Annotated in this window: 24 protein-coding genes, 1 tRNA gene and 2 pseudogenes; 12 read left to right on the forward strand and 15 right to left on the reverse strand. The window is 73.3% G+C overall.

Annotation, left to right across the window (positions count from 1 at the left end):
• Nucleotides 1-93: 93 nt before the first annotated feature.
• From ACWD5O_RS09205 to ACWD5O_RS09215, 3 genes are all read right to left on the reverse strand, one after another.
• The gene (locus tag ACWD5O_RS09205; protein WP_354963953.1) at nt 94-1,635 is read right to left on the reverse strand and encodes a cobyric acid synthase; all 1,542 of its coding nucleotides are present in this window, start codon (nt 1,633-1,635) and stop codon (nt 94-96) included.
• Entirely contained in the window at nt 1,632-2,696 is a 1,065-nt protein-coding gene (locus ACWD5O_RS09210) for a cobalamin biosynthesis protein (protein WP_354963952.1), read from the reverse strand. The genes ACWD5O_RS09205 and ACWD5O_RS09210 overlap by 4 nt, the downstream gene beginning before the upstream one ends.
• A 364-nt stretch (nt 2,697-3,060) precedes the next feature.
• Nucleotides 3,061-3,849 (reverse strand): single-stranded DNA-binding protein, encoded by a 789-nt coding sequence (locus ACWD5O_RS09215; protein WP_354963951.1) that lies wholly within the window; start codon nt 3,847-3,849, stop codon nt 3,061-3,063.
• Nucleotides 3,850-4,154: 305 nt separating this feature from the next.
• On the opposite strand from ACWD5O_RS09215, the gene ACWD5O_RS09220 reads away from it, so the two are divergent.
• Together ACWD5O_RS09220 and ACWD5O_RS09225 are read left to right on the forward strand one after the other, a co-directional pair.
• A complete protein-coding gene (locus ACWD5O_RS09220; protein WP_387326159.1) occupies nt 4,155-4,595 on the forward strand; it encodes an HPF/RaiA family ribosome-associated protein in 441 nt (146 codons plus the stop codon).
• Nucleotides 4,596-4,698: 103 nt separating this feature from the next.
• On the forward strand, nt 4,699-5,751 hold the full coding sequence (locus ACWD5O_RS09225) for an alpha/beta hydrolase (RefSeq protein ID WP_450084986.1): 1,053 nt from the start codon (nt 4,699-4,701) through the stop codon (nt 5,749-5,751).
• A gap of 46 nt (nt 5,752-5,797) precedes the next feature.
• On the opposite strand, the gene ACWD5O_RS09230 is transcribed toward ACWD5O_RS09225, so the two are convergent.
• Nucleotides 5,798-6,502, reverse strand: a complete 705-nt coding sequence (locus tag ACWD5O_RS09230) for a hypothetical protein (RefSeq protein WP_387326156.1) — start codon at nt 6,500-6,502, stop codon at nt 5,798-5,800.
• Nucleotides 6,503-6,660: 158 nt separating this feature from the next.
• Here ACWD5O_RS09230 and ACWD5O_RS09235 point away from each other — a divergent pair.
• Together ACWD5O_RS09235 and ACWD5O_RS09240 are read left to right on the forward strand one after the other, a co-directional pair.
• A tRNA-Arg gene (locus ACWD5O_RS09235) sits at nt 6,661-6,733 on the forward strand.
• Nucleotides 6,734-7,045: 312 nt separating this feature from the next.
• Nucleotides 7,046-7,681: a hypothetical protein gene (locus ACWD5O_RS09240; protein WP_450084987.1), complete on the forward strand. Its 636-nt coding sequence runs from the start codon at nt 7,046-7,048 to the stop codon at nt 7,679-7,681.
• Nucleotides 7,682-7,935: 254 nt separating this feature from the next.
• Here the strand turns inward: ACWD5O_RS09240 and ACWD5O_RS09245 are convergent, their stop codons facing one another.
• The 3 genes from ACWD5O_RS09245 to ACWD5O_RS09255 all read right to left on the reverse strand — a co-directional run bounded on the left by ACWD5O_RS09245 (nt 7,936) and on the right by ACWD5O_RS09255 (nt 11,023).
• Entirely contained in the window at nt 7,936-8,967 is a 1,032-nt protein-coding gene (locus ACWD5O_RS09245; protein ID WP_450084988.1) for a VOC family protein, read from the reverse strand.
• 81 nt (nt 8,968-9,048) lie between these two features.
• Nucleotides 9,049-9,900, reverse strand: a complete 852-nt coding sequence (locus ACWD5O_RS09250; protein ID WP_354963945.1) for an MBL fold metallo-hydrolase — start codon at nt 9,898-9,900, stop codon at nt 9,049-9,051.
• A gap of 97 nt (nt 9,901-9,997) precedes the next feature.
• Complete coding sequence (locus ACWD5O_RS09255; RefSeq protein ID WP_354963944.1) at nt 9,998-11,023, reverse strand: hypothetical protein; 1,026 nt, start codon at nt 11,021-11,023, stop codon at nt 9,998-10,000.
• 140 nt (nt 11,024-11,163) lie between these two features.
• On the opposite strand from ACWD5O_RS09255, the gene ACWD5O_RS09260 reads away from it, so the two are divergent.
• The 5 genes and pseudogenes from ACWD5O_RS09260 (at nt 11,164) to ACWD5O_RS09280 (ending at nt 15,550) form a co-directional block, all read left to right on the forward strand.
• A complete protein-coding gene (locus ACWD5O_RS09260) occupies nt 11,164-11,559 on the forward strand; it encodes a VOC family protein (RefSeq protein WP_450084989.1) in 396 nt (131 codons plus the stop codon).
• Between the two features lie 118 nt (nt 11,560-11,677).
• Nucleotides 11,678-12,858 (forward strand): annotated as a pseudogene (locus ACWD5O_RS09265) (sensor histidine kinase).
• A 68-nt stretch (nt 12,859-12,926) separates the two neighbouring features.
• Nucleotides 12,927-14,069: a hypothetical protein gene (locus tag ACWD5O_RS09270; RefSeq protein WP_450084990.1), complete on the forward strand. Its 1,143-nt coding sequence runs from the start codon at nt 12,927-12,929 to the stop codon at nt 14,067-14,069.
• Nucleotides 14,042-14,754: pseudogene (locus ACWD5O_RS09275) on the forward strand (response regulator). The gene ACWD5O_RS09270 and the pseudogene ACWD5O_RS09275 overlap by 28 nt, the downstream one beginning before the upstream one ends.
• A 73-nt stretch (nt 14,755-14,827) precedes the next feature.
• Entirely contained in the window at nt 14,828-15,550 is a 723-nt protein-coding gene (locus ACWD5O_RS09280; protein WP_450084991.1) for a hypothetical protein, read from the forward strand.
• Here the strand turns inward: ACWD5O_RS09280 and ACWD5O_RS09285 are convergent.
• From ACWD5O_RS09285 to ACWD5O_RS09295, 3 genes are all read right to left on the reverse strand, one after another.
• Nucleotides 15,432-16,412, reverse strand: coding sequence for a GlxA family transcriptional regulator (locus tag ACWD5O_RS09285; protein WP_354963939.1), 981 nt, complete (start codon nt 16,410-16,412; stop codon nt 15,432-15,434). The genes ACWD5O_RS09280 and ACWD5O_RS09285 overlap by 119 nt on opposite strands.
• A gap of 4 nt (nt 16,413-16,416) precedes the next feature.
• The gene (locus ACWD5O_RS09290; RefSeq protein WP_354963938.1) at nt 16,417-17,025 is read right to left on the reverse strand and encodes an isochorismatase family protein; all 609 of its coding nucleotides are present in this window, start codon (nt 17,023-17,025) and stop codon (nt 16,417-16,419) included.
• A gap of 84 nt (nt 17,026-17,109) precedes the next feature.
• Complete coding sequence (locus ACWD5O_RS09295; RefSeq protein WP_354963937.1) at nt 17,110-17,862, reverse strand: lysophospholipid acyltransferase family protein; 753 nt, start codon at nt 17,860-17,862, stop codon at nt 17,110-17,112.
• Between the two features lie 123 nt (nt 17,863-17,985).
• On the opposite strand from ACWD5O_RS09295, the gene ACWD5O_RS09300 reads away from it, so the two are divergent.
• The gene (locus tag ACWD5O_RS09300) at nt 17,986-18,627 is read left to right on the forward strand and encodes an alpha/beta hydrolase (RefSeq protein ID WP_354963936.1); all 642 of its coding nucleotides are present in this window, start codon (nt 17,986-17,988) and stop codon (nt 18,625-18,627) included.
• 55 nt (nt 18,628-18,682) lie between these two features.
• Here ACWD5O_RS09300 and ACWD5O_RS09305 read toward each other — a convergent pair whose 3' ends face one another.
• Nucleotides 18,683-20,743, reverse strand: coding sequence for an amylo-alpha-1,6-glucosidase (locus ACWD5O_RS09305; protein WP_354963935.1), 2,061 nt, complete (start codon nt 20,741-20,743; stop codon nt 18,683-18,685).
• Complete coding sequence (locus ACWD5O_RS09310; RefSeq protein ID WP_354963934.1) at nt 20,743-21,114, reverse strand: SCP2 sterol-binding domain-containing protein; 372 nt, start codon at nt 21,112-21,114, stop codon at nt 20,743-20,745. The genes ACWD5O_RS09305 and ACWD5O_RS09310 overlap by 1 nt, the downstream gene beginning before the upstream one ends.
• A gap of 428 nt (nt 21,115-21,542) precedes the next feature.
• On the opposite strand from ACWD5O_RS09310, the gene ACWD5O_RS09315 reads away from it, so the two are divergent.
• Nucleotides 21,543-22,439 carry a DNA glycosylase AlkZ-like family protein gene (locus tag ACWD5O_RS09315; RefSeq protein ID WP_450084992.1) on the forward strand — a complete coding sequence of 299 codons (897 nt, stop codon included), beginning with the start codon at nt 21,543-21,545 and terminating at the stop codon, nt 22,437-22,439.
• Nucleotides 22,440-22,515: 76 nt separating this feature from the next.
• Here the strand turns inward: ACWD5O_RS09315 and ACWD5O_RS09320 are convergent, their stop codons facing one another.
• On the reverse strand, nt 22,516-22,932 hold the full coding sequence (locus ACWD5O_RS09320; RefSeq protein WP_074313909.1) for a CBS domain-containing protein: 417 nt from the start codon (nt 22,930-22,932) through the stop codon (nt 22,516-22,518).
• Between the two features lie 576 nt (nt 22,933-23,508).
• Between ACWD5O_RS09320 and ACWD5O_RS09325 the strand changes: the two genes are divergently transcribed.
• Nucleotides 23,509-24,087, forward strand: a complete 579-nt coding sequence (locus ACWD5O_RS09325) for a nucleotidyltransferase family protein (protein WP_387326135.1) — start codon at nt 23,509-23,511, stop codon at nt 24,085-24,087.
• 19 nt (nt 24,088-24,106) lie between these two features.
• On the opposite strand, the gene ACWD5O_RS09330 is transcribed toward ACWD5O_RS09325, so the two are convergent.
• Nucleotides 24,107-24,547: a PPOX class F420-dependent oxidoreductase gene (locus tag ACWD5O_RS09330; protein WP_354963931.1), complete on the reverse strand. Its 441-nt coding sequence runs from the start codon at nt 24,545-24,547 to the stop codon at nt 24,107-24,109.
• 134 nt (nt 24,548-24,681) lie between these two features.
• Nucleotides 24,682-25,707: an aspartate-semialdehyde dehydrogenase gene (locus ACWD5O_RS09335; RefSeq protein WP_354963930.1), complete on the reverse strand. Its 1,026-nt coding sequence runs from the start codon at nt 25,705-25,707 to the stop codon at nt 24,682-24,684.
• Nucleotides 25,708-25,782: the final 75 nt, after the last annotated feature.

Here is a 25,782-nt window from a genome sequence, read left to right on the forward strand (position 1 = left end):
CGAACGGGCGGCGTCGCCGGTCCGGGGACGCGGTGGCCGAACGGGCGGCGTCGCCGGTCCGGGGAGCGGTGACCGAGCCGGCGGCGTCGCCGGTCAGGCCGGTGGCGGACCGGGTGGGATGAAGGGCAGGCCGGCGGGCGGGCCGGTCTCGATGAGGCGCCAGAGGGCGTCGGTGTCCAGATGTTCCTCCACCAGGTCGCCGAGCAGGTCGAGCGAGCGTTCCCGGGCGGCCGCGAAGCTGGTGTCGAGTGCGACCCGGAACCCGGTGCGCCCGGCCATCCGGGCCGCCTCGGTGAGGAAGCGGCGGCGGAAGCCGTCCGACTCGAACGCCCCATGCCAGTGCGTGCCGTGCACCACGCCGAGCACCGCGCCCTCGCCGGCACCGTCGCTCCCGGTCAGCAGCGGGGCCAGGGTCGGATCGGTGTGCGAGACGTACCCGTGGTGGATCTCGTAGCCGTGGACCGGCAGGTCGCCGTGGGCGGTGCCCACCGACTGCCGGACGGTCTTGCGCGGATCGAAGGTGATCTCGATGGGCAGCAGGCCGAGGCCTGGCACGCTGCCCTGGCGGCTCTCCACCGGATCGTGGATCGCGCGCCCGAGCATCTGGAAGCCGCCGCAGAGACCCAGCAGTGGCTTGCCGGCCGCCGCGTGGGCCAGGACCGCGTCGGCGAGGCCGGTCTCGCGTAGCCAGGCGAGGTCCGCCACGGTCGACTTGGACCCGGGCAGGACGACCAGGTCGGCGGCGGCCAGCTCGGCTGGTTCGACGGTGAGGCGTACGCGGACGCCCGGCTCGGTGGCCAGCGCCTCCACGTCGGTGGCGTTGCTGATCCGGGGCAGCCGGACGACGGCCACGTCCAGCCACTCGGTGCCGTGCGGGGCGGCCGGGCGGCCGAGCACCCGACCGTAGGCGAGCGAGTCCTCGGCGTCGAGCCAGAGGTCGAGTGCCCAGGGCAGCACCCCGTACGTGGGGCGGCCGGTGACGTGGCGCAGCATGTCCAGCCCCGGCTGGAGCAGGCCGAGGTCGCCCCGGAACTTGTTGATCACGAAGCCGGCGATCAGCGCCTGGTCGGCCGGGTCGAGCAGGGCCACGGTGCCGAACATCGAGGCGAAGACGCCGCCCCGGTCGATGTCGCCGACCACGATGGTGGGCAGGTTGGCGTGCCGGGCCAACCCCATGTTGACGTAGTCCCCGGCCCGCAGGTTGATCTCGGCGGGGCTGCCGGCGCCCTCGCAGATCACCACGTCGTACGCGGCCCGCAGCTCGGCCAGCGCCGCGTACGCGGTCTCGGCGAGCCGGGGACGCAGGTGCCGGAAGGTGCCGGCGGTGATCGTGTCGACCGCCTCGCCGAGCAGCACGACCTGGCTGGCCAGGTCACTGCCCGGCTTGAGCAGCACCGGGTTGAAGCGCAGGTCGGGGGCGATGCCGCAGGCGGCGGCCTGCATGGCCTGGGCCCGGCCGATCTCGCCGCCACGCCCGTCCGGCCCGACCACCACCGCCGAGTTGTTCGACATGTTCTGCGCCTTGAACGGCGCCACCTTCACGCCTTGCCGGTGCAGCCAGCGGCAGATGCCGGCGGTCAGCACACTCTTGCCGGCGTCGGACGTGGTGCCGGCGACCAGCAGCCCGCCGCTCACCGCCCGCTCCCCCGCCCCGACACGACGGCTCGCGGCCCGCGCCGGGCACCAGCACCGGCCAGCCCGCGTCGCCCGACGGCGGCGCTCCACCCGCGTCGCCCGACGGCGGCGGCCAGACGCCCGACGGTCAACGGGTACGCGGCGGCCAGCCCGAGGGCGGCCAGGCCGACCGCGCCGGAGATCCGGGCAGCACGCCTGAGGTGCCGCGCCTCGGGGCGGGGACCGTCGCCCAGGAAGGGGCGCACCTCGGAGCGCCCGAAGTAGACGTTGCGGCCGCCGAGGCGGACCCCCAGCGCGCCGGCCATCGCCGCCTCGCACTGACCGGCGTTGGGGCTCGGGTGGTCGTTGCGGTCGCGCCGCCACACCCGCCATGCGCGTTCCCGGTCGCCGTTCGCGACCGGCGCGACGGCGATGGTGAGCAGCCCGGTCAGCCGGGACGGCACCAGGTTGAGCAGGTCGTCGAGCCGGGCGGCGGGGGTGCCGAACCGCGCGTAGCGCGCCGACCGGTGCCCGACCATCGCGTCGAGGGTGTTGGCCGCGCGGTAGCCCAGCAGCCCGGGCAGGCCGGCGACCGCGCCCCAGACCAGAGGGGCGACCACCGCGTCGGAGGTGTTCTCCGCGACCGACTCGACGGTGGCCCGGGCCAGTTCCGACTCGCCCAGAGTCGACGGGTCCCGACCGCAGAGGTGACCGAGGCGTCGCCGGGCGGCGGGCAGGTCGCCGTCGCGCAGCGCCCCACCCATGGTGGTGGCCTCGTGCCGCAGGGTGCGACCGCCCAGCACGGTCCAGGTGCCGGCGGCGACGAGCACCGCCCGGGTCACCGGCCGGTGCCGGGTGGCTGCCGCAGCGGCCGCCCCGAGCAGCACCGGCCCACCAACGGCCAGCGCGGTGAACACCGCCCCGGCCGTCCGGTCCGGTCGGTAGAGCCGCCGCTCCAGCGCGCCGGCGACCTGCCCGAAGCCGGCCACCGGGTGCCACCGGCGTGGGTCGCCGAGCAGCCTGTCCAGCGCGTACCCGGCCAGCAGCCCCACCGCGTTCGCCACCGGCGCTGTCCGTCGCACGCGCACCACCTCCGGCCGGCCAGCCTAGACGAGCGTCCCGTGAACCAACCTGGCCCGGCACGCCCCGGCCCACCCCGTCCAGGCTGCTCGCCGCGCCGGGCAGCGGGGCGGTGGCAGGTGCGGCAGAGGCCGGAAGCAGGGCGGCGCTGGGTGTGGAGGGCCGGGCCAGGGGCGTCACGCGGGGTGACGACGCCGGTCGCGTCGCCACCCCGCCCCCGTTCGTGACATGTCGCGGAGCACCCGCCGGGAGCGGGTGGTGGGCGCGGAGGTCGCGGCACCGGTGCTGCCCGCACACCGCTCGCGCCGCCGCCTGGCCGCCACCCGGGCCGTCGTCCACGACAGCCGGGATGGCCGAGCCGAGGGGTCAGACCGGTTGCGGGACCCGCCCCCGGCCACGCCGTCCCCGGCCGGACGGCGTGGGCTCCGGCCGGCCCTCGTCCGGCACCGGCCCCAACTCGTCGTCCGGCCGGTCGTCGTCCGGCCGGTCGTCGTCCGACTGGTCGTCGTCAGCCCCGAGAGGGAACGCCAACTCGTCGTCGTCGAGCCCAGCCGGGCCGTCGGTGTCGCCGCCCTGCGCGCCGCCGACGCTGAGGGAAGCGTCGTCGACCGGGCCGGCCGCGCTGAACGGGCCGGGACGCAGCGCGCCGAAGTCGGACAGCTCGAAGTCGTCGTCGAGCGGGCGGTCGTCGGGCAGGACGGGCGTCTGCCCGGCCGGGACCGGCTCGGTGGGCTCGCCGTGCACCCGGCTCTCCGCCTCCGCGTCCTCCGTCGTGCTGGTGGTCATGCTCGGGCGGTTGCGCAGGAACCGCGCCCGACCCCGGGACAGGTCGTGGCCGACGGCGACGGCCTCCAGCTCGTAAAGGGTGCGGTGGTTGCCGGCGTCGTCGGTCCAGTCGCGGGTGTAGAGCCGGCCGCAGACCACCACCGGGTCGCCGACCATCACCGAGGCGGCCACCCCCTCGGCGAGCTTGCGCCAACAGTTGACGCGGACCCGGAGCGAGTTCCCGTCGACCCAGCGGCCGCTGTCCCGGTCGAGCCGGCGGGCGGTGGAGGCGACCTTGAAGTTGGCCACCAGGGTGTTGCTCTGGGTGGTACGCCGCCACTCGGGCGTGGTCAGCACATTGCCGACAATTGTCACGTAGGTGTCGAACATCGTCCCTCCAGGGGGATCGGGGGCCTGCCAGCGCGAGTCGACTCGACACCGAGCCTCGACGCGGCGGACGGTCCTCGCCAGCACCCCACCCCCGACCTGTGGACAACGACGCCACCTGTGGACAACGCCCTGATCAGGCCCGGATGTGGTACGGCCGACCCACCCGGACGGGCGTCAGCGGTTTCCGGGTCCGACCAACCTGGGTATGGACTTGATCAAGCACCACCGACAGCTCCACGTCGACGAGAGGTCAGCGCCATGATGATCACCACGATCGGCTCCGCAACCGCTTGCGAGGCGCGGCGATGAGCGCCGTGACGAACCCGGCCACCGTGGCCGAGTGCCTGCGGGTGGGCGCCGGGTTCTCGCAGGGCGACCGCGCCTGGATCGCCGAGCAGTTCGCCACCCTCGACGCCCGGCTGGCCGGCTTCCACGCCGACGCCACCGAGCTGGAGGTGTCGGTGAAGGACCGCGAGGCGCGGGGGCAGAAGGTCACCCTGGAGTGCTGGATCGCCGGCCGGCAGAAGATCGTCACCACCTCCGGCGAGGAGGACCTGCACGCCGCGCTCAACGACGTCCGCGACGACCTGCGCCGGCGGCTCAACGACGCCAAGACCCGCCAGGAGCCTCGGCACAACAAGCACCTGCGCGACGTCAGCCAGCCGCGGGATCAGGTCGACCCGGCCGAGGAGCCCGAGGCGCTGCCCGCCGGCGACCCGAGCCGCGCCGACGCGGAAACCGTCTGACGCGTACTCCCGCATGCCCCGGCCGGCCGGCTGGCACGGCCGGTCGGGGCGGCCGGATCCCGGGGACTACCGCCGGGTAGCTTGGCGGCGTAGCGTCGCGAACGTGGAACCGGACGTGTTGGGGCCGCCGTACGAGCGGCAGACGATCGACCTGGGCACCGACGACGAGGGCGCGGTCGTCGCGACCCTGGTCCGGCGGCGGGCCGAGCGCCCCACCGGGCGGGCCGTGCTCTACGTGCACGGCTTCGTCGACTACTTCTTCCAGACCCACCTGGCCGACTCCTTCGCCGAGCGGGGCTGGGACTTCTACGCCCTCGACCTGCGCAAGTACGGTCGCAGCCTGCTCCCGCACCAGACCCCGAACTTCTGCCAGGACATCAGCGACTACTTCCCTGAGCTGGACGCCGCCGCCGAGATCATCCGCACCGACGACGAGCACGACACCCTGCTGGCGATGGGCCACTCCACCGGCGGCCTGATCACCTCGCTCTGGGCGGACGCCCGCCGCGACGCCGGCACCGTCGACGGCCTGGTGCTCAACAGCCCCTTCTTCGACCTGAACGCCCCCTGGGCGGTGCGCAGACCCCTCGCGGCCGCCGTCTCCCGGCTGGGCCGCCGGGCGCCGCACCGCATCGTGCCGTTCGGGCTGGGCACGGTGTACGGCGAGAGCCTCCACACCGACCACCGGGGCGAGTGGACCTACGACCTGGCGTGGAAGCCGCTGGCCGGGTTCCCGGTCCGGGCCGGCTGGCTGAACGCGATCCGCACCGGCCAACGCCGGCTGCGCGCCGGGCTGGACATCCAGGTGCCGGTGCTGCTGGCCTGCTCGACCCGCTCGTTCCGGGGCACCAAGTGGCACGACAGCGCCACGCTGGCCGACGCCGTGCTGGACGTGGAGCACATGGTGCGGTATGCGCCCCGCCTCGGCCGGCACGTCACCCTGGCCCGCTTCGACGGCGGGCTGCACGACCTCACGCTCTCCGGCCCCGCCGTACGCCGAAAGGTCTTCGACGAGGTCGGCCGGTGGGCCGAGACGTTCCTCGCCGCTGGCCCCACCGCCCCGGCCGACGACGTGGCGACCGACGACGCTGCCCAGCTGCCGGAAAGCCGGCGTCCCGCGTCCGATCCGGCAGGTGCGGCGACGGCGGGCGGCTGACCCGGCCGGGCCACGGCTCGCCGCGCCACCCGCCGAGTGGCGTGTCTCAGTCGCCGGGTGTCGCCGGAAGAACGGCCCGGATCCGGTCGAAGGTCGCCACCGGGTGAGCGCCGACGCCGGGCAGCACCAGGCCCAGGCAGTACAGCGACACCTCCCCGACCGGGTCCGCCTGCACAATGAAGACCGGCGCCCCGACGTACCCCGGCGGCAGTTCAGTGGTGATCCGCACGGCGTCCCCGTCGCGGACCACCCGCTCGATGGCCACCTCCAGTGGCCGCGACCCGTCCTCGCGTACCCCATGGGCCAGCACGAAAGCGGAACTGGCGTCGGCGCCGAGGCGGGCGACCACCTCGGGCCCGGCGGCGATCCCGGCGGGCACCGGCTGCACCCGCCACCGCCAGCCGCCGTCACCGGCGTACCGGTGCAGCCCGCCGGTGGGCAGCACCGCGACGCCGTCCCCCGGGAAGCGCGCCCAGCCAAGCCTCATCTCGGCGTCCGCGACGGCGTCCGGCGCGACCCCGGCCGGCTCGGTGACGCTCGCCCGCAGGCCCAACTCCCCATCCGGCGTGCCGGTCAGGTCGGCCGCCGTCAGCAGCGACTCCCCCACCGGGTCGTCGGTGCCCTGGAAAAAGAACGCGGTGCCGAAGCGCTGGCCGGTGGCGTCCGACGACCGGTACGGCAGGATGGCACGGCCCACGATCTGGCACAGCTCGTAGGCGACGTCGTTCTCGGCGTCGGGGTCCAGCAGCACCAGCCGAGGGTACGGGCCTGCGGCGGGTCGGTCCGTGGGAACCCGGATGCCAGTCAACCGGCCTCCGTGAGACCCTGCTCGGCAACGTGGACGCGGGCACCCTTTTCCCCGCCGGCCGGCGGGTCGGCGGTACCCTCTGGGCGCGACACCCACGCCGCGCGCCCGTAGCTCAGCGGATAGAGCAGGGGACTTCTAATCCCAAGGCCGCAGGTTCGAATCCTGCCGGGCGCACCCACCCCGCCGCAGATGATGCGGTTACCCAAGGTCTAGTTCAATCCGATTTCCAAGCTGTCCGTGCGACAGGGCGACGATGACCGCTGAGGGGCCGTCACCGGGCCGTCAAGGGCCGACCAATAGCGACCAACGGCGACCAGCAACGCCCGAAGAAACAGCGGGCCATTCCTGGCTGCAAAGACGTTGACGGAGATCATTTTGCCGACTAGCTTGACCACGCTATGACGTCTTGAGAATTCGGGGGCTTGAATGTTAATTGGATCAACCTCGGGCACGCGCAAGCGTTCTACTCGCCGTGGGCTCGTTGCGATGACCGCGTCGCTGGTGCTGTTGGCCGTCGGTTCGATGCTGCTGGCGCCCCCCGCGTCCGCGGCCGTCACGGGTTCGGTCAAGACGAAGGCTCCCCTCCAGCCGACGATCAGCTTCCCGAACGGGGACAGCGTGGTCGAAGGCGGCCAGCTCGCCATCAGGTTCGACGCGAACGGTGACACCTCGGTGACCAGCTACAGGTACAGCGTCGGTGACACCAACCTGGGCAGCGTGGTCCGGTCGGGGCGTGATGGTGCCGCCACTGTGACGATCGACGTCGGCAACGTGAGCGGTGAGCGTCCGGTGTACGCGGTGGCGGTCGACCGCCGGGGCCGGCTCAGTCCCCTGACGCAGGGATCCTTCACGGTGTCCGTCATGTGGAGCCTCAGGGGCCAGGCGATCGACACGACCACCTGGCTGCCGGTGGTGGAGGCGACGATCCGGCTGGAGCCGGTCGGGATCGAGGCTGTCACTGGCCCTGACGGCGGCTATCAGTTCGCCGTCGACCCGGGCCTCTACACGCTCACAGGCACCTACGCCGGCCCGCCCAGCCCCTCGGGCAGCAGCCAGCAGTTGGAGGTTGACGGTCAGGGACTGTGGTTCGACCTGTACCTGTCGCCGGATTCCGGGAACTGATGACCACTACCCATCGCGATTAGATGGGCTCGCTCGATGGCCCCGGCGCTCAACGCCGGGGCCATCGTCTCGAAGGTCTACTGCCTGCCGACCGAGGAATCCGCCTGGCGCCGGCTTAAACACCGGCCTTCCTCTCAACCTCCCGCACGAAATTTCGCGCGGCCCGATACCAAGGTGCGTTGCCTGCCTGCCCGTCCATGTGCCTGGCCCTACCGAGCGGATGCGACAAGGCACCCCCACTGCCGCGGATTTGATTAGGTCGGGGCGCCCGGCCAGCCGATTCCGTCGAGGAATTCGTCCACGGCGACCACGACCCGGCTGAGCACCGCGATCGAGTCCGTCAGCGGACCCGGTACGTACATCCCGTGATCCGCTTCGGGCACCTCCAGCACGTGGGGTGACAGCCGGCGAGCGGCGTCACCGTCCCACAGCTTGTCGGCCGTGCCACCGACGAGGAGAAACGGTGCGGTCGCCCGGCTCAGGGCGTCAACCACCCATGGCAGGGTGAGTACGGGCGTGATCCACACCGCGGGCAGGGACCGCTTGGCGGCGATGGCCGCCGCGTTGGTGCCGAGCGACTTGGCGATCAGCAGCGGGCGACCGCTGACGCTGTCGATCAGCGGAGTGATTTGACCGCGCACCCAGCCTTCTATCTCCGGCGCGTCCGGCCGTGCTGGCTCCTCGGACCACGAGTGTCGGTGCACCGTCGCACCGCGCTGTTCGGCGACATCGCCGGCATACATCAGGAGAGGCGCACCAGGTCCGAACGTACGGCCGGGGATCACGACTGCGTCAGCCACGCCGCCAACGCTACCCAGGACGGTGCTGGCGCGTGGCTCTGGAGCGACCCTCCACGCTGCGGCTGCGGCCACGCAGAACTCGTTGCCTTCCGGGTCGGCCATCACCACGTGGTGGCCGTCGACTTCCTCCAGGACACTCCCGCCCGCCTTCACCAGGCGTTTCGACTCCGCCTTGATCCGCGCCCACTGCTCGTCGGGGCTTCCGTGGCCGGGCAGCCGGATGTCGATGTGGAGCCGGTTTTTCGCCGTCTTGGGCTCGGGAACGTTGAGGATGGAGAGGCGGGGGCCGACGCCATCCGGATCGCACAGCCACGCACCATCATCCGCCAGGTCATCCTCCGGCAGGTCGAACTGCGCGAGCCACTCCTCACGGGTGGTGAAGGGCGCGGGTGGCGGCTCGTCGACGTAGCCCACGGCCGTCTTCCAGAACGCGGCGAGCACCCGGGCGTCGGTGGACTCGAGCGTCAGATCAATGCTGGCTGCCATGCCGGGAGGGTAGGTCGCACCTCTGACTTCCACCCGAGGCGCTATCGCGCGGTCTCGCTGGCGGCCCCGCGATGGTGCCGGTCACCTGGGTTCGCTCTTGAGCGCGTGGGCGGATTTCCAGGCCACGGCGCGGTTGATCCGGTCCGGGTAGCGCTCGATGATCGCGTCGTACAACTCCTCGGCGCTCTCCGTCCGCTCCGCGGCTGCCTGGACCTCCCGCAGGTAGCTGGCGGTCTCCTCGACGTTGTGCGGGTCGTCGTCGGCGCCGTCGGGTTTGTGGCCGGCGATCACCACGCACGGCCGCAATGAGTTGACAATGGTGAGCGCGTCGAGCCAGGCCCCGATCCCGCCGTGGCCGGCCTCGCCGAGATACAGGTGGACGTCGTTGTAGACCACGTCGCCGGCCACGACGAGACCACGCGACGGTACGTGCAGCACGCTCGTGCCGTTGGTGTCGGTGCGGCCGGTCTCGACCGCCACCAACCGCTCCCCCTCAAGGTCGATGTTGTTGTCCTCCAGCGGCTCGGCGATCGGTGGACGCTCGGCGATCTGCTCGGGGAAACCCTTGCGCCAGACATCGTTGAGCCACCGCTCCCCCAACTGATCGTGCATCTTGTCCACCACGCTCACGGGTGCCACCATCCGCGCCCGGGGAAAGCGCTCCAGCACGGCGGCCGCCCCGAAGAAGTGGTCGCCGTGGGCGTGGGTGATGTAGATCGTCGTGAGGTTTTTGCCGCTCGCCGCGACCCAGTCGGCCAGGGCCCGGCCCTCGTCGAGGGTGAGCAACGCGTCGACCAGGACGGCGTCGCGGTCTCCGTAGATCAGCGTGGAGCTGGTAGGCGACCACATCTCGCGGCCCTCGCCCGGCGGCAGGTCCGTCGACACGACCGGCTTGGCCGGGGCGACATAGGTTGACCAGGCCAACGAACCCACGACTGCTCCTCACCCCACCGGCGCGCTCCCCGTCCCAGTCCAGCAGACCGCAACGCCACTCCGGGCGAGATCACGGAAAGAGCCAACAAAGGCCTGCTCAGCCCAGCAGCTCGGTCAGCGTGACGTCGCCCTGCCCGAGCTGTGCCCCGCCGGTGGCCGGCACGACCAGGATGCGTCGGCAGCCGTCCAGTTCCACGTACCGGTCGGGTCCACCGGTGCCGTCCAGCGGGCGCAGCACCGCGAATCGCGACGCCGGGGTGACGCACGTCGTCGCCGGTCCGGCGGTGGCCAGTGCGCGGAGCACCGCCGCCTGCCGCTCGGGCGTCAGCGGCCCGCCGTACGCGAACTCACCCGCCGGCTTGCCGCCGCCCCGCTCCGACGCGGGCACCTGGTAGACGCAGAGGCGCAGCGGCTCCACGGCCGGGACCGTCGCCGGCGCGGGCCATCCGGGGCGTCCCGTCGTGGTCTCCACCCACACCATGTCCGCCCACCGCCGCGCGCAGCCGGCGGCCTCGGCCGCCGGGGATCCGACCCGCCCGACGGTACGGCTGTCCACCGTGGTCAGCCGCAGCCCGTCGAGCGCCGCGCGCACCTCCACGCGGGCCTTGCCGCAGACGTCCCTCGGCAGGTACGGGCGCAGCCAGCGACCTCGCTCGTCGAGCAGGGCCAGCCAGGGCGGGACGACCATGTCGGCTGTGCAGACGATCTTCCCGTCCGTTCGCCGGTCCGGCAGGCGCAGCGCGGCGACCAGCGCGGCGATGTCGTCGGCACGCCGCTCGGTGGCCACCTGCTCCGCACCGCCGCCGGGGCGCGGCCGTATCTCCCGGCCGCAGAGCACTGCGGCGACCGGTGTGAACGCGGGGTCGATCCGTCCGATCGCCGGATCGTCCCCGGGCGGCACCGGCTCATCCCCGTCCGGCGCCGGAAGCACGACACCGGCGCCGGCCCATGGTGCCGCCTCGGCGCAGGAGGTCCACTTCCCGACGATCCGGGCCGGGCCGGGATCGTCCCCCGGACCCGGCCCGGCGTCCCGGACCGCGTAGCCGACCACCGCCACGCCGACCAGCGCCACGCCGAGCAGCGCCACCGCCAGTACCGTCCCGCCCGAGCGCATCCGGCTCACCACCTCTCCGCCGAGTGATGGGACGGGCGGGAACCGTGCCCGGTTCCGCAGCGGGCACCGAGGCCGGCGCTGGACGGGTGCAGCTCACATCCGCCGAACGCCGATCGGGGTTGCCGTCCGACCGCCGGCATGATGACCCGATGGCACATCTGGGACTGGTCGCGTTGCTGGTACGGGAGTACGACGAGGCGATCGACTTCTACGTCGGCGGCCTCGGCTTCGAGCTGGTGGAGGACACCCCACGTCCGGACGGCTCGCGATGGGTGGTGGTCCGCCCGCCGGGCGCCCGGGAGACGGCACTGCTGCTGGCCCGGCCGAGCAGCGCCGAGCAGCGGGCCCGGATCGGCGACCAGACCGGCGGTCGGGTCGGCCTGTTCCTGTACACCGAGGACTTCGCCCGGGACCACGCCCGGATGGTCGCGGCCGGGGTGCGGTTCCTGGAGGAGCCGCGGCACGAGGCGTACGGCTCGGTCGCGGTCTTCGCCGACCTCTACGGCAACCGCTGGGACCTGCTCCAGCCGCGCAGCACGGAGTGACACATCGGCGACACACCGGGCACAATGGGTGATTGCTTGCCATCGACCATGCTATTCTCCGATGTCGATCTCCGCCGCGCGGACCCGGACCGGGTCGTTGTCGGAAGGACACTTCCCGATGCCGGCCGTTGCCACCCCGACCGCGTCGCCACCTGCGCTGGACAATCCGGCCGGCGGCGCGTTCAGCCTCATCTTCACCACGTTGCCGGCGCTGCTGCGGCTCACCTGCGGGCTGGTCGGCGCGGTGGTGGCGCTGTCGGTACGTACCCCGCCGGTCGAGCCCGCCCTGCTCCTGCCCGGCGTGGCCGTGCTGACCGGCTGGTCGCTCTGGTACGCCGGCCGCGCGATGCGCCACGGCATCACCCCGACCCTGGTCGCCGGTGACGTCGCGGTGACAACCGTGGCCTGCCTGCTCATCCCCCGCCTGGTGGCGCCCGGGGTGCTGCCCGGCGAGGGCAGCTGGATCGCGGTGCTGGCCAGCACCACGGTGATCAACGCGCAGGCCACCGCTCCGGCACGCTGGTCGGTCCCGGCCGGGCTGCTGGTCACCGCCGCGTACGCGATGGGGGCGCACGGGGCCGGCAATCCCGCCGAGGCCCGGGCGCACGCGGCCACCCTGCTGGTGCAGACCGCCTGCACGGCGATGATGACGTCGGTGATGCGCCACCGGATCGGGCGGGCGGACCGGGCGTTCGCCGAGCACCAGCGGCTGACCCGGGACGCGTTGATCGCCCGGGCCGCCCGGGAGGCCGAGCGGCGGCAGAACCGCGACCTGCACGACACGGTCCTCGGCACGTTGACCATGGTGGGGCTCGGCGCGGTGCCCGGGCCATCCGCCGCGTTGCGCGAGCGGTGCGCGGCCGACCTGCGTACCCTCGTCGCGCTGACCGACGCCGGCCCGGTGCCCGGTGACGGCCCGGTGCCCCTGGACGGGCGGCTGCGGACGGTGCCCGACCGACTGCCCGAGCTGCGGGTGGGCCTCTGGAGCTGGCGTCGTGCGCGGTGCCCGCCGGTGTGGCCGACGCGATCACCGAGAGCGCCTACGCGGCGCTGTCCAACGTGGTCCGGCACGCGCCGGGCGCACACGTCACGCTGCGGATGACCCGGGACGCGATCGCCGTCGTGGTCGAGGTGACCGACGACGGCCCCGGCTTCGACCCGGCCGGTGTCCCCCCACACCGGTACGGGCTGCGAGAGTCGATCCGCGGCCGGATGGCGGCGGTCGGCGGGCGGGCCGAGGTCCGCTCCGCCCCCGGCGCGGGCACCACGATCCGGCTGGAGTGGCCCGGTGTCGGCTGACCCTCGGCGCCTCGACGGACCGCACCGCGGCGCCCGGGGCCACGGATCCGCAGCCGGGTCGGGCCAGCGTGCCAGCGCCCCGGGGCCCGGCACCCAAGGCGGTGCTCGCCGCGCCGGCGGCCGTGGCGCACGCCTCCGACCGGGGTGCCCGGATTGTCTCCGTCGCGATAGCGCTGGCCTGGCACATCGCGATCGGTCTGCCCGCGGTGCTGGGCGCCCGCGCGGACTTCGCCGCGCCGGCGGTGGTGCTCGGCGGCTGGCTGCTGGTCGCCGGGGCCGGGGTGGTGGCCGGGGTACGGCTGCTGCGCGGGGCGCCGCTGCCGCCGTGGCCTTTCGCCGCGCTGCTGCTCGCCGTCGACGCGGCGGTCTTCGCGGCGGTTGGTGAACAACACCTGTTCGCCGCCGCCAACTGGGTGTGGAGCACCCTCGGCTGGTTCTTCCTGCTGGCGATGTGGGGCCGGCGGGTCACCGGGCTCGTCGCGCTGCTGACCACGCACGCGGTGATCGCCCTGGTCGCCGTGCTCGGGCACGGCCACGATCCGGCCGACCTGGCCCGCTACACGATGTACGTCTACGGCACCTTCTCGCTGCCGGTGGCGGTCTTCGTGGGAGGCGCGACGATCGTCGGCCTGGCCCGCGAACGGGCCGCCTCGGCGGCCGCCATGCACGCGATGGCCGCGGAACGGGACGCCGCCGAACAGGGCCTGCGGGAACGTCGGGACCGGCTCGCCCTGGTCGGCGTGGCGGCCGGGCGGGTGCTCGGGGAACTGGCCGACGGGCAGGCCGATCCGGACGACCCGGAGGTGCAGCGCCGGTGCGTGCTGGCCGCGGCCCGGCTGCGCCGCCTGATCGCCGAATCCGACGACGTGCCCGACCCGCTGCTGCACGAGCTGCGCGCCGCCGCCGACCTGGCCGAACGCAACGGGCTGCCGATCGACCTGGTCACCATCGGCAACCCGCCACCGCTGCCGGTGGAGATCCGCCGCCGGCTCGCCGACCCGCTCACCGGCATCCTCGCCGACGCCCGGGGCTGGGCCCGACTGACCGTCGTCTCCGGCCCGGACGATGTCGTGGTCAGCCTGGTCACACCCGACCGGGAGGGGCCGGACGCGACCGGCCCGCCGCCCGGGGAGCACGACGACGGGCCGGTGCAGCACCTCTACGAACGGGACGGGGACATCAGATGGGCGCAGACCCGGTGGCGGAGATGACCGGCGACCGGACGGTCGGGGTGGCGATCGTCGACGACCACCCGGTGGTTGTCGAGGGCGTCCGCGTTTGGCTCGCCAGCGAGCCCAGGCTGACCGTGCTGTCCACCGGGGACGACCCGGACGAGGTGTTGCGGGCGGCGCCGGACGCCGACGTGGTCCTGCTCGACCTGCGACTGCACGGCCGGATGGCGCTGGACAAGCTGGCCGAGCTGAGCGCCACCGGGCGGCGGGTGGTGGTCTACTCCGAGCACACCGACCCGGAGACGATGCTGGCCGCGTTGGACGCCGGAGCGGTGGCGTTCCTGGCCAAGCACGAGGGCCGCGAGCACTGCGTGGCGACCGTGTTGGCCGCGGCGAGCGACCGCCCGTACGTGCCGCCCGCGCTGGCCGGCGCGATGGTCGGCGACCCGCGGCCGGACCGGCCGATGCTGTCCGACAAGGAGCGCGAGGCGCTGCTGCTCTGGTTCCAGTCGATGTCCAAGGCGTCGGTGGCCCGTCGGATGCGGATCAGCGAACACACGGTGAAGCAGTACGTCGACCGTGCGCGGATCAAGTACACCCGAGCGGGCGGCCGGCCGCCACAAAGGCGGCGCTGCTCGCCCGGGCGATCGAGGACGGCCTCGTCCGCCCGGAGGAGATCGGCATCTACCGGTCACAGGCGACGCACGACCGGCCGACCCCCTAACGGGCGTCATGACACGGCCCCCCCGGATCCGCGAGGCTCAACGCACACCAAGCTGACCCGGGAGGTCGTGACGATGCACGCCGACGCGTCCCCCTTCTTCATCGGTCCCCACCGGTTCGACGCGCCGGATGATGATGCGGGGCCGATCCTCGACCGCCGCTACGCCCTGCGACCGGTGCCCGGTGAGAAGGTGCTCGGCCGGTACCGGTTGCTGATCGCGGGTTACCTGCTCGGGCCGACCGAGGCGCGGCGCGGCTGGCGGCTCCCGGGGCCGGTGTCGGTGACCGTCACCGACCAACGGATCTGCTGGGTGGGCACCGGGGCGCAACTGTCCCTGGTCGCCGACGAGACGCCCCCGCGCCGAGCGGCGGGTCGACCGGCCGGCCTGATGAGCGGGCAGATCCGCTGGCGGTGGCCGTCCCGGTTGGAGCTGCCGCCGGCCGGCCCGGACGGGCCCGAGCAGCTGCTGATCGTCTGCGACGCGCTGCGCACCATCCAACAGCCGGCGCTGGCCCTCGGCGGAGCCGCCGGGGAGGTCGCCGCGCTGGCCCGGCAGGTCCGCCGGGCGGTGGCGATGTTCCGGCTCACCCGCCCGCAGCTGGTCGACCTCTCCACGCAGGAGCGCGACGTGCTGCTGCTGCGGGCCGGCCCCGCGCTGCTCGCCGGGGACTCCCGGGTCACCCTGCCCGGCTCGCTGCCGGTGGAGTTCCGATCCCGGGACGACTACTACCGCTCAGGGCCGGAGCCGACCCGGTGGAGCGGGCTCGCAGGCGGCGCAGCATCCGGGCGTCAGTGAAACCGACGGTCCGCGCCGCGGCCTCCACCGTCGCGCCGTGCCCGATCAGGTGCTCGGCGCGTTCCACCCGCAGCAGCTGCTGGTAGCCGAGCGGAGTGAGCCCGGTGGTCGCGCGGAACAGCCGGGTCAGCGTCCGCTCGGCCACGCCTCCGGAGGCGGCCAGCTCGGCCAGCGGCAGCGTCTCTGCGTACCGGCTGTCGATCATGTCCTGCACCTGGTGCACCGCGTCGGAGAGGTGCGAGCGGTGTCGCATCATCGCGCTGGCCTGCTGCTCGTGCCCGTTGCGCCGCGCGTAGACGACCAGCGTGCGGGCGATCCGGGCGGCGACCGCCGGGCCGTGCCGGGTGGCCACCAGGTGCAACGCCACGTCGATGCCGCTGGCGATGCCCGCCGAGGTGACCACCCGGTCGTCGACCACGTACAGCACGTCGCGGGCCACCCGCGCCGCCGGATGCCGACGGGCGAGGTCGTCCTGCACCTCGTGGTGGGTGGTGCAGCGCCGGCCGTCGAGCAGCCCGGCCCGGCCGAGGGCGTACGCGCCGGCGCAGACGCTCGCCACGGTGCCGCCGGCGGCGTGGTGATCGGCCAACCGGCGCAGGTCGACGGGCGAGACCGGCCCCTGCGGCCCGTGCGCCGCGGGCCGCCAGCCCGGCACCAGCACCAGGTCCTCCGGGGTCAGCTCGGGCCACCGGGTGTCGGCGACCAGCGGTACGCCCTGCACGGTGGGCACCTGCTCCCGCTCGGCGACGTAGTGCAGCCGATAGTCGTAGCCGAGGTCGGCGGCGCTGGAGAAGACCTGAGCCGGCCCGGCGAGGTCCAGCAGGTGCAACTGCGGGACCAGCAGGAAGACGACCCGGGTCACTGAGTCAGCCCCGGGCGCCGGCGTAGGTCGCGCCGATCAGCTCGTCCACCGTCCGGATGGTGGCGAAGCGGCCGGCCAGCGCGTACTCGGTGCGGGTGACGATCTCCTCGTTGCTCAGGGTGCGCGGGTCGGCGAGGATCTCCTCGACCGTGGCGGTCTCCGGCAGGTCCCGGTGCGGAATGGGGAAGGTCAGCGTGGCGTCGGTGACGAAGGTCATCCGGTAGCCGAGGTCGGCGCCGACCCGGGTGGTGGTCTCGACGCACTGCTCGGTGCGGATGCCGCAGACGGTGAGGTCGTGCACGCCTGCCACGGTGAGCAGTTGCTGGAGGTTGGTGGTGGTGAACGCGTTGTGCGCGGTCTTGACCAACGTCGGCTCACCCTCGACCGGGACCAGCCCGTCGATCAGCCGCACGTGCCCGAGGGCCGGGTCGAAGACCCCGCCCGTGCCGGGCTCCGAGTGCAGGACCCAGACCACCAGATCGCCGCGCTCGCGGGCGGCGGCGACCAGCCGGTCGACCTGCCGGACCAGGTCGGGGTTGGAGCCGTACGCCCAGATGGGGCGCTGACGGAAGGACTCCTGGGCGTCGATCACGACGAGTGCTGCTCTGCTCATGGCTCCGATCCTGACCGCAGGACCGCCCCGACGGCAGACACCATCATGCCCGGATGCGGAACGATCCGGCCACGCCCGAAGTCGTCAGGCGCTGGGGGTGCGGTGCTCGGCGGCGGCGTCCAGGGCGGCGGCCTCCTCCGGGGTCGGCGCGCTGCCGCCCAGGTGCGCCGGCAGCCACCAGGTGTCGTCCGGGCCGGCCGGCGCGTCCGGGTACTCCCGCTGCGCCCGGTCGACGAGCGCGCTGAGGCGGGTCGTCAACTCGGCGGCGAGCACGTTCGGGTCCGGGAAATCCACCGGGTCGATCGGCTCGCCGATCAGGATGCTGATCGGCGTGTGCCGGCGGGTGAGGGTGCGCGGGCGTCCCTTCGTCCAGAGGCGCTGGGTGCCCCACAGCGCGACCGGCAGCACCGGCACCTTCGCCGACCGGGCCATCCGGACGGTGCCGCTCTTGAGCTCCTTGACCGTGAACGACTGGCTGATCGTCGCCTCCGGGAAGACGCCGACGACCTCGCCGCGCTTGAGCGCGGCCACGGCGGCGCGGAACGAGGCGGCACCGGCCTGCCGGTCCACCGGGATGTGCCGCATCCCGCGCATCAGCGGGCCGGAGATCTTGTGTGCGAAGACCGACTCCTTGGCCATGAACCGGACGAGGCGACCCGACGCGTTCGCACCCAGCCCGGCGAAGATGAAGTCGAGGTAGCTGACGTGGTTGCTGGCCACCACCGCCCCGCCGGTGCGGGGTACGTGGTGGGCGCCCTCAATCGTGATCCTCAGGTCGAGGACCCGGAACATCGTCTTGGCGGCGGCGATAACGGGCGGGTACACGAGCTCCGGCATTGGCAGAATCTACCCTGCCCCACTGAGGGGCGCCTGGGTGGCGACCGGCCGGGACGGTGGTGTTCGTTCTGCCCTCGGCGGATCCCCTTGGCCGCGCGTCGGACCTGGTCGCAGGATGGCGGGATGACGGAACGAGCGGTGCTGCTCTGGATCCATGGCGGTGGCTGGCGCGGGCGGGCGAGCGAGGACGGCGCGGCTCTGGCCGTGCACGGGCTGCGGGTGGTGCAGGCCAGCTACCGGCTGGTGCACGAGGCGCACTGGCCGGCCCAGTTGGCCGACGTACGCGAGGAGGCCCGTCGCGCCCGCGACGACGGCCGGCCGCTGCTGGTGGGAGGCGACTCGGCCGGGGCCACGCTCGCCCTTCAGGCGGGTCTGCGCGGCATCGACCGTCCGGACGACGTGGCCGGGGTGCTGGCGTACTGGCCGGCCGTGGACCCGCTCGACCCCGAATGGATACGGCTGCGCGCCGGCAACGATCCGTGGGTCGACCTGCTCGGCCACCAGCCCGCCACCGGCGACCCGGCCACCGTCGACGCCACCGTCGGCACCCACGTCGGCAACCGGGTGCCGGTGCTGCTCGTGCACGGCACAGCCGATCGTTCGGTCCCGGTGAGCCAGACCGTCCGGTTCACCGGTGCGTTGCTCGCCGCCGGGCACCCGGTGCACAGCTGGGTGACACACGGTGGCCACGCGCTCGAACTGGACCGGCCGGACCTGCGGGCGGTGGCCGCCACCTTCCTGGACACCGTGCTGCCGCCCGGCTGACCGCACCGACCGCCCGGGCCGGCCCCGATGCGCGGGCCGGCCCGGGAGCGGTGGGTCAGTCGGAGAGCTCGTGGAGGTCGATTCGGCCCCGGGCGAACGCGTCCACCCGCCCCCAGCGGCCCGGGATGTCCAGCACCTCGATGCGGCCCATTCCCCTCGGCAGCCGTGGATCGACCGCCAGGTGACCCTCGTGTGGCTCCAGACCGAGCATGGTGCGCAGCAGCAGCAGCGGCGTACCGGTCGACCACGCCTGCGGGCTGCACGCCGTCGGGTACTCCACCGGGAACTTCGTCAGCTCCCGCGGGTAGCCGCCGAACGCCTCCGGCAACCGCCCGTCGAAGTAGGTCGCCGCGTCCAGGATGCCGCTGGCGATCGTGGCAGCCTCCTCGGCGAAGCCGTACCGACGCAGACCCCAGGCGATGAAGGAGTTGTCGAACGGCCAGATCGTGCCGTTGTGGTAGCCGATCGGGTTGTACCGTGCCTCCCCCTCGGCCAGCGTCCGCACCCCCCACCCGGTGAAGAGGCGCGGCCCCACCAGGTGCTGCGCGAGCTTCTCCGCCCGGTCGGGATCGACAATCCCGCTCCACAGCAGGTGGCCGATGTTCGAGCTGAGGACGTCGCACTGGCGGCCGTCCGGGTCCACGGCCAGCGCGTAGTACTCGCCGTCGGCCACCCAGAAGTCCCGGTTGAACCGCTCCTTCAGCGCCGCCGCCTCCCGCTCCAACTGGTCGGCGAACTCCGGGTCACCCCAGAACTCCCGCGCCAGCCGGGCCGCGCGGATCTTCGCGTCGTACGCGTACCCCTGCACCTCGCAGGTGGCCCGGGGGAACGGCGGCAGGGTGCCGTTGGAGTAGGAGATCGAGTCCCAGGAGTCCTTCCAGCACTGGTTCTCCAGGCCGGTGTCGGTGTTGCGCCGCTCGTACCAGATGTAGCCGTTGCCGACCAGGTCGGCGTAGCCGTCGATCCATCTCAGCGCCGCCCGGGACTCCTGCTCCAACTCCTTGACCAGCGCGACGTCCCCGGTCCACCGCTCGTACTCGTCGAGCAGCACGACGAACAGCGGCGTCGCGTCCACGGAGCCGTAGTACGGCGAGTGTGGCTGCTCCTCGAAGGCGGCGGTCTCGCCGTAGCGCATCTCGTGCAGGATCCTCCCGGGGTCCTCGTCGCGGAAGTCGTCGAACCGGCTGCCCTGGAGAGCGGCCAGGATCCGCAGGGTCGTCTTCGACAGTTGCGGGGTGAACGGCAGCGTCTGCAGGCAGGTGAGAATGCTGTCCCGGCCGAACATGGTCATGAACCAAGGCAGGCCGGCGGCCGGCAGGGTGGCGCCGCCGAGCGACAACGGCGAGAAGCGCAGCGCCGCCAGGTCGATCAGGCTGCGCTGGTACGTGCTGGAGATCCGGCCGTGCTCACTGTTGACCTTGGGCGCGCCCGCGATCCACTGCTCCAGGTCGTGCTGGAGGGCGAGCCGCTCGCCGCCGTGCACCCGCAGCCCGATCCGCAGGTCCCGGTCGCCGGGCCCGACCGCGTGTGTCTGGACGTCGATCGCGGTGTTCCACTGCTCGCTCGGTTCCAGGTGGACGGTGTACGCGAACCCCTTGCTGTCGTAGCGGGCCGGCACGGACGAGGAGATGATTGTTTCCCGCCGGAAGTTGCCCCGGCGGTAGCCCAACCGCATCCGGTCCGCCTCGACCTCGGTGTAGATCTCGCCCTTCTTGTTCAGGATCTCGTCCTTGACCTGGAAGAGGTCGGCGAAGTCCGACGCCGCCTCCATCCGGATCTCCAGGTCCACCGGCTTCTCGTCGTGGTTGAGGATGGTGATCTGCTCCCGGAAGCTGCCGCCGACCGCCCGCTCCCGGATGATCGACAACTTCGCGTCGATGTAGTGCGTGGCCATCCCCGGCACCAGGAAGAACCGCGATTCGAAGTACTGGAGGTCGTCGAAGGAGAGCGAGTTGAGCCGCTCGCCGTTCACGGTCAGCACCCAGGTGGACAGGAACCGGGTGTCGATGGAGAACAGCCCCGTCGGCTCGCTCGGTGTCGCCTCGATGTCGCCGGTGTCCTCGCAGACGACGAAGGTGTTGCCGTCCAGGATCCGGATCGTGTTGCTCTGTCCCATCAGTGCACCTCCCCGGCGAATCGGTGGCGCGGCCCGACCGAGTCCGGGGAACCCGGGAAGATCCGCTCCACCTGCACCACCAGGCGGGCGTCACCCACCACCGTCATGTCCCCCCGCAACAGGGCGGCCAGGCCGTGCTCGCGGCCCGTGGCGATGTCGTCGAAGAGGGCCGGGCTGGTCCCGATGACCGTGTCGGCCTCCCGGTCCTCCTGACTCACGTTCAGCCTGCCGTGGTCGATACTCAGCAGCCAGTGCCGGGTCTGCGCCCCCTCGTGCAGGTCGATGCGCAGTGTCCCGGAGGTCTTCGCCAGCCGGGGCTCGTACCCCCGCCGGTCAAGCTCCTCGAAGAACCTCGTGGTCGCGTCCACCATCGGGTCCACTCCTCCCCCAGTTGCGCCCGCCCGGGATCCCCGCCGCGCTCGCGTGGCGCGCAGGACCGGCGTTGCACGTCCCCGCACGGGTCCCCGCCGGTTCTCCGGTCAACCTCGCCCGGATCGGGTGAGCCGCCGGGAGGTGTCGGACCGGCGGGGTAGCGTGCCGGGCAGAACGGTGGAAGCGCTGGGACGTCCGTGACGGAGGGGCTCATGACGGGGCAGGCGCCGCGGGTCGACCGGCGGCAGGTCCTCGCGTACCGAATCGCGGCCCAGCAGCTCGACCGCTCCGGCGGCAGGCGTCCCGGCGACCTGGCGGTGCTGTCCCTGGGCGTTCAGGACACGCCGTACGGCTCGGCTCGGCCCGGCAGGCGCTGGCGGCGCGCGGCGCGACCGAGCCGGACGACCGGCTGGAGCTGGTGTGGTCGATGCGCGGGGCACCGCACCTGCACCGGCGTGCCGAGCTGCCGGCCCTGGCTGCGGCGCTCTGGCCGCTCAGCGACGCCGACGCCACCCGCCGGATCCCCGGGCAGATCGGTGCGGGGGCCAAGCTCGGGCTGGCTGCGTTCCGGGCCACCGCCGAGGCTTTCCAGGCGGTGGTCACCACCGAGCTGGAGCGCGGCGTGGTCAGCCGGGCGGTCTCCGAGCGGGTGCCCGCCGAGCTGACCTACGACTGCCGGGCGTGCCAGGCGCGGCACATCTCGGGGTCGGTGTTTCAGCAGGCCGGGCTCGCCGGCGGGGTGCGCCTGGTGGTCGCCGGCCGGGCCGCCCGGCTCGCCCCGCTGCCCGACTGGTCCGGCCCACCCGCCGCCGCGGCGCACACCGCCGAGCTGGTCACGACCTACCTGCGACTGCTCGGCCCGGCCGCCCCGGCCGACGCGGCCGGCTTCCTCGGCACCGCCGCCGCGGAGCTGCGCCGGGTCTGGCCGGCCGGCCTGGTTGAGGTGCTGGTCGACGGCCGGGCCGTGTGGCTGCCGGCCGAGGCGCTCGACGCGTTGACCGGGGCCCCGGCGCCCCGCCTGGTGCGGCTGCTGCCACCGGGAGACCCCTTCCTCGCCGGCCGCGACCGTGACCTGCTGGTGCCCGCGAAGGAGCACCAGCGGCAGCTGTGGCGGGCGATCGGCAATCCGGGTGCGCTGCTGTTGGATGGCGAGATCGCCGGCACCTGGCGGGCGCGGCAGGCTGGAAAGGGGCGGCTGGAGCTGACCGTCAGCCCGTTCTCGGCGCTGCCCGCCCGGGTCCGGCGGGAGGTCGACGCCGAGGCGGCCACGGTCGCCGCCGCTCGCGCCGCCGCCGATGTGCAGGTCCGGGTCGAGCCCACCTGACCGGGTGGCGTGCGCCGGCCAGCGCAACGCCGGCCCTCCCCGGAGGGAGAGCCGGCGCGCGCCCGCGGCGGACGGGTCAGTTGTTCGGATCGTCGGCGCTGATGTCCGCCAGCACCGACTGCGGTTCGCGCTCGACCGCGAGGTCGCCCATCGAGACGAGGCCGACCAGGCGCCCGTCGTCGATCACCGGCAACCGGCGTACGGCGTAGGTGCGCATCAGATCCGCGGCGGCAACGGCGTCGTCGTACTGGCTCACCGTGACCACATCGCGGGTGGTGATCTGGTTCAGCCGGGTCGAGCCCGGGTCCATGTTCTCCGCGACACCCCGGACCGTGATGTCCCGGTCCGTGACGATCCCGACCACGCTGTCGCCGTCGGTCACCACCACGTCACCGATCGCGCTGTCCCGCATCTCCTGCGCGGCCGCGATGAGTGTGTCGTTGCCGTCCATCGTCACCAACCGGGTCGTCATGAACTCTCCGACCGTTGTCATGGTGCTCCCCTCTCGGTGTCGGCACGGCCCGTCTACCCGCCGTCCGGGGCGGGGTAACGCGTGCTACCCGCCGGGCAACGGTCCCGACGCGGCCGGCGCGGCGCGACCCAGCTCAGCGCGCTTGATCGAACTCGACTTCCTGGAGGTCGGGCTATCCGGGTGGCCGGGACAGCCCGACTTCCGGGAAGTTGAGTCGATCCCTACGCGCGGCACGGCGGGCCCCACACGGTCCCGGTAGGTGGACGCGGCCCGGTGCGCCCTTCTCGGGGGCGGTCGCTGTTGTGAGCGATATACCTGTGAGGCATAAATATGCCTCTGAGGTATACCGCTCGCTGACCACCTCGCCTCCGCGGTGGTCGACTCGATGTCAGCGATGTCGTAGTGTCCCGGGCCTCCGGATGGCCCGGTATCGGCGATACCGAGATGATCCGGCGAGGCAGCAGCCCGGCGGGGCGGGGCGGCGCGGGGCGGGGCGGCGCGGGGCGAGGCGAGGCGGCGGCCAGTTGCGCGCCATACCGGCGCGACCCCGACGGCGGGGCGGCGGGGCCGCGCTTCGCTGCCTACGGTGGGCGGGTGATGACGGGCGAGCATGAGCTGCGCGCACTGGTCGCCGGCAGCGGATGGCTGACCCGCGCACTGGTCGTGGTGCGTGACTCCGGCCTGCCGGACGCCTGGATCGGCGCGGGCGCCCTGCGCGACCTCGTCTGGGGTGAGCGGTACGGCGACGGGTTCGACCCGGCGACGGTCCGGGACGTGGACGTGGTGTTCTTCGACCCGATCGAGCTGAGCCGGGAGGCCGACGACCGGGCGACTGCCCGTCTGACGGCGGCCTGGCCCGAGCCGCCCTGGCAGGCCCGCAACCAGGCGGCGGTGCACACCTGGTACGCGGCGAAGTTCGGCGGCGCCCCGATCGCTCCGTATCGCAGCGTGGCCGAGGCGGTCGCCACCTGGCCGGAGTACGCCACCGCCGTGGCGGTCCGGCTGGACCGGGCCGACAGGTTGGTCGTCTGCGCCCCGTACGGCCTGACCGATCTTCTGGGCGGGGTGTGGCGGCACAATCCCGCCCGGGTGGACATCGCGCGGTCCCGCCAGCGGCTGGCCCGGCACCGGCCGGCGCAGCGCTGGCCCGGCGTGACCGTGATCGACCCGGGCTGACCGGGGAGTGGACGGCCCGTCAGCCGCGGGGCGGCATGCCGTAGATGCGCTCGACGTGCAGGCGCAGCACCAGCCGCCCCTCGGCGACCATGGCCTGGCGGTAGTCGTCCCAGTCCGGGTGTTCGCCGCGTAGCGACCGGTAGAGCCCCACCAGTTCCTCGACGGTGGCGTCGCCCGGTTCGGTGGCCGGCGGGGTCAGCTCGGCGCGGCCCTCGACCACCGCGTACGCCCAGCCGTCCTCGCTGCCCACGTGGAAGCTGGCTCGCGGGTCGCGGCGCAGGTTGGCGGTCTTGGCCCGACCGTCGGTGACGGAAACCCGGATCAGCCCCGCCTCGCGGTCGAAGGAGTAGATCACAGTGGACAGCTGGGGCCGCCCGTCCCGCTTGATCGTCGCGAGCACGCCCATCGAGCGGCCGCCGATCAGGTCGGTCAACGCCTGCTGGGTCCGGTCATCCGGCACGGCATCCTCCAGGTGGCAGAGTCGGCTTCGTCCATCCAAGCACGACCGGAGGGCTGCCGTGCCCGCCGAGCCACGGCCCACGCACACCGAGGCCCCCGCCGGAAGCCGGCGGGGGCATGACGTAACGGCGACGGTCAGCGACGCTCGGCGGCGACCAACTCGGCGATCTGCACGGCGTTGAGCGCGGCGCCCTTGCGGAGGTTGTCGTTGGAGCAGAACAGCGCGAGGCCGTACTCGACGGTCTCGTCGGCGCGGATCCGGCCCACGTAGGTTGGGTCCTGCCCGGCCGCCTGCAACGGCGTCGGCACGGCGGTCAACGCGACCCCGGGCGCGCTTTCGAGCAGTTCGTGGGTCCGCTGCGGGGTGAGCGGCCGGGCGAACCGGGCGTTGATCTGGAGCGAGTGGCCCGTGAAGACCGGCACCCGGACGCACGTGCCGGAGACCTTCAGGTCGGGGATCTCCAGGATCTTGCGGCTCTCGTTGCGGAGCTTCTGCTCCTCGTCGGTCTCGAACGAGCCGTCGTCGACGATCGAGCCGGCCAGCGGGAGCACGTTGAAGGCGATCGGCTCGGCGAACGAGCGCGGCGCGGGGAACTCCACGGCCGACCCGTCGAAGGCGAGCCCCGAGGCGTGCTCGGCGACCTTGCGGACCTGCTCGTCCAGCTCGGCGACGCCGGCCAGCCCCGCGCCGGAGACCGCCTGGTAGGTCGAGACCACCAGACCGACCAGACCGGCTTCGGCGTGCAGCGGACGCAGCACCGGCATCGCGGCCATCGTGGTGCAGTTGGGGTTGGCGATGATGCCCTTCGGCCGATCGGCGGCGGCGTGCGGGTTGACCTCGGCGACCACCAGCGGCACCAGGGGGTCCATCCGGAACGCCGAGGAGTTGTCGATCACCACGGCGCCGGCCTCGGCGACCCGGGGGGCCAGCTCGAGCGAGGTGCCCTTACCGGCCGAGAAGAGCACGACGTCCAGCCCGGAGTAGTCCGCGGTCGCGGCGTCCTCGACGGTCACCTCGCCGTCTCGCCACGGCAGCGTACGCCCGGCGGACCGCGCCGAGGCGAACAACCGCACCTGCTCCGCCGGGAACTCCCGCTCCGCCAGCACCCGCCGCATCACGCCACCGACCTGGCCGGTGGCCCCCACAATGCCGATCCTCATGCCCGCGAGGCTACCCAGCTCGCCCCCACAACCGGGAGCCCTTTCCCACCCCCCGGGTCCCGCATCACACCCACC

Source organism: Micromonospora sp. NPDC005161 (assembly GCF_053599855.1).

What these genes read in the sequence shown, in the direction of transcription:
- ACWD5O_RS09215 (WP_354963951.1), bottom strand. Translation starts at nt 3,849, where the DNA reads ATGTTCGACACCTACGTGACAATTGTCGGCAATGTGCTGACCACGCCC.
- ACWD5O_RS09220 (WP_387326159.1), top strand. Translation starts at nt 4,155, where the DNA reads ATGAGCGCCGTGACGAACCCGGCCACCGTGGCCGAGTGCCTGCGGGTG.
- ACWD5O_RS09240 (WP_450084987.1), top strand. Translation starts at nt 7,046, where the DNA reads ATGACCGCGTCGCTGGTGCTGTTGGCCGTCGGTTCGATGCTGCTGGCG.
- ACWD5O_RS09245 (WP_450084988.1), bottom strand. Translation starts at nt 8,967, where the DNA reads ATGGCAGCCAGCATTGATCTGACGCTCGAGTCCACCGACGCCCGGGTG.
- ACWD5O_RS09260 (WP_450084989.1), top strand. Translation starts at nt 11,164, where the DNA reads ATGGCACATCTGGGACTGGTCGCGTTGCTGGTACGGGAGTACGACGAG.
- ACWD5O_RS09280 (WP_450084991.1), top strand. Translation starts at nt 14,828, where the DNA reads ATGCACGCCGACGCGTCCCCCTTCTTCATCGGTCCCCACCGGTTCGAC.
- ACWD5O_RS09290 (WP_354963938.1), bottom strand. Translation starts at nt 17,025, where the DNA reads ATGAGCAGAGCAGCACTCGTCGTGATCGACGCCCAGGAGTCCTTCCGT.
- ACWD5O_RS09295 (WP_354963937.1), bottom strand. Translation starts at nt 17,862, where the DNA reads ATGCCGGAGCTCGTGTACCCGCCCGTTATCGCCGCCGCCAAGACGATG.
- ACWD5O_RS09300 (WP_354963936.1), top strand. Translation starts at nt 17,986, where the DNA reads ATGACGGAACGAGCGGTGCTGCTCTGGATCCATGGCGGTGGCTGGCGC.
- ACWD5O_RS09305 (WP_354963935.1), bottom strand. Translation starts at nt 20,743, where the DNA reads ATGGGACAGAGCAACACGATCCGGATCCTGGACGGCAACACCTTCGTC.
- ACWD5O_RS09310 (WP_354963934.1), bottom strand. Translation starts at nt 21,114, where the DNA reads ATGGTGGACGCGACCACGAGGTTCTTCGAGGAGCTTGACCGGCGGGGG.
- ACWD5O_RS09315 (WP_450084992.1), top strand. Translation starts at nt 21,543, where the DNA reads ATGCGCGGGGCACCGCACCTGCACCGGCGTGCCGAGCTGCCGGCCCTG.
- ACWD5O_RS09320 (WP_074313909.1), bottom strand. Translation starts at nt 22,932, where the DNA reads ATGACAACGGTCGGAGAGTTCATGACGACCCGGTTGGTGACGATGGAC.
- ACWD5O_RS09325 (WP_387326135.1), top strand. Translation starts at nt 23,509, where the DNA reads ATGACGGGCGAGCATGAGCTGCGCGCACTGGTCGCCGGCAGCGGATGG.
- ACWD5O_RS09335 (WP_354963930.1), bottom strand. Translation starts at nt 25,707, where the DNA reads ATGAGGATCGGCATTGTGGGGGCCACCGGCCAGGTCGGTGGCGTGATG.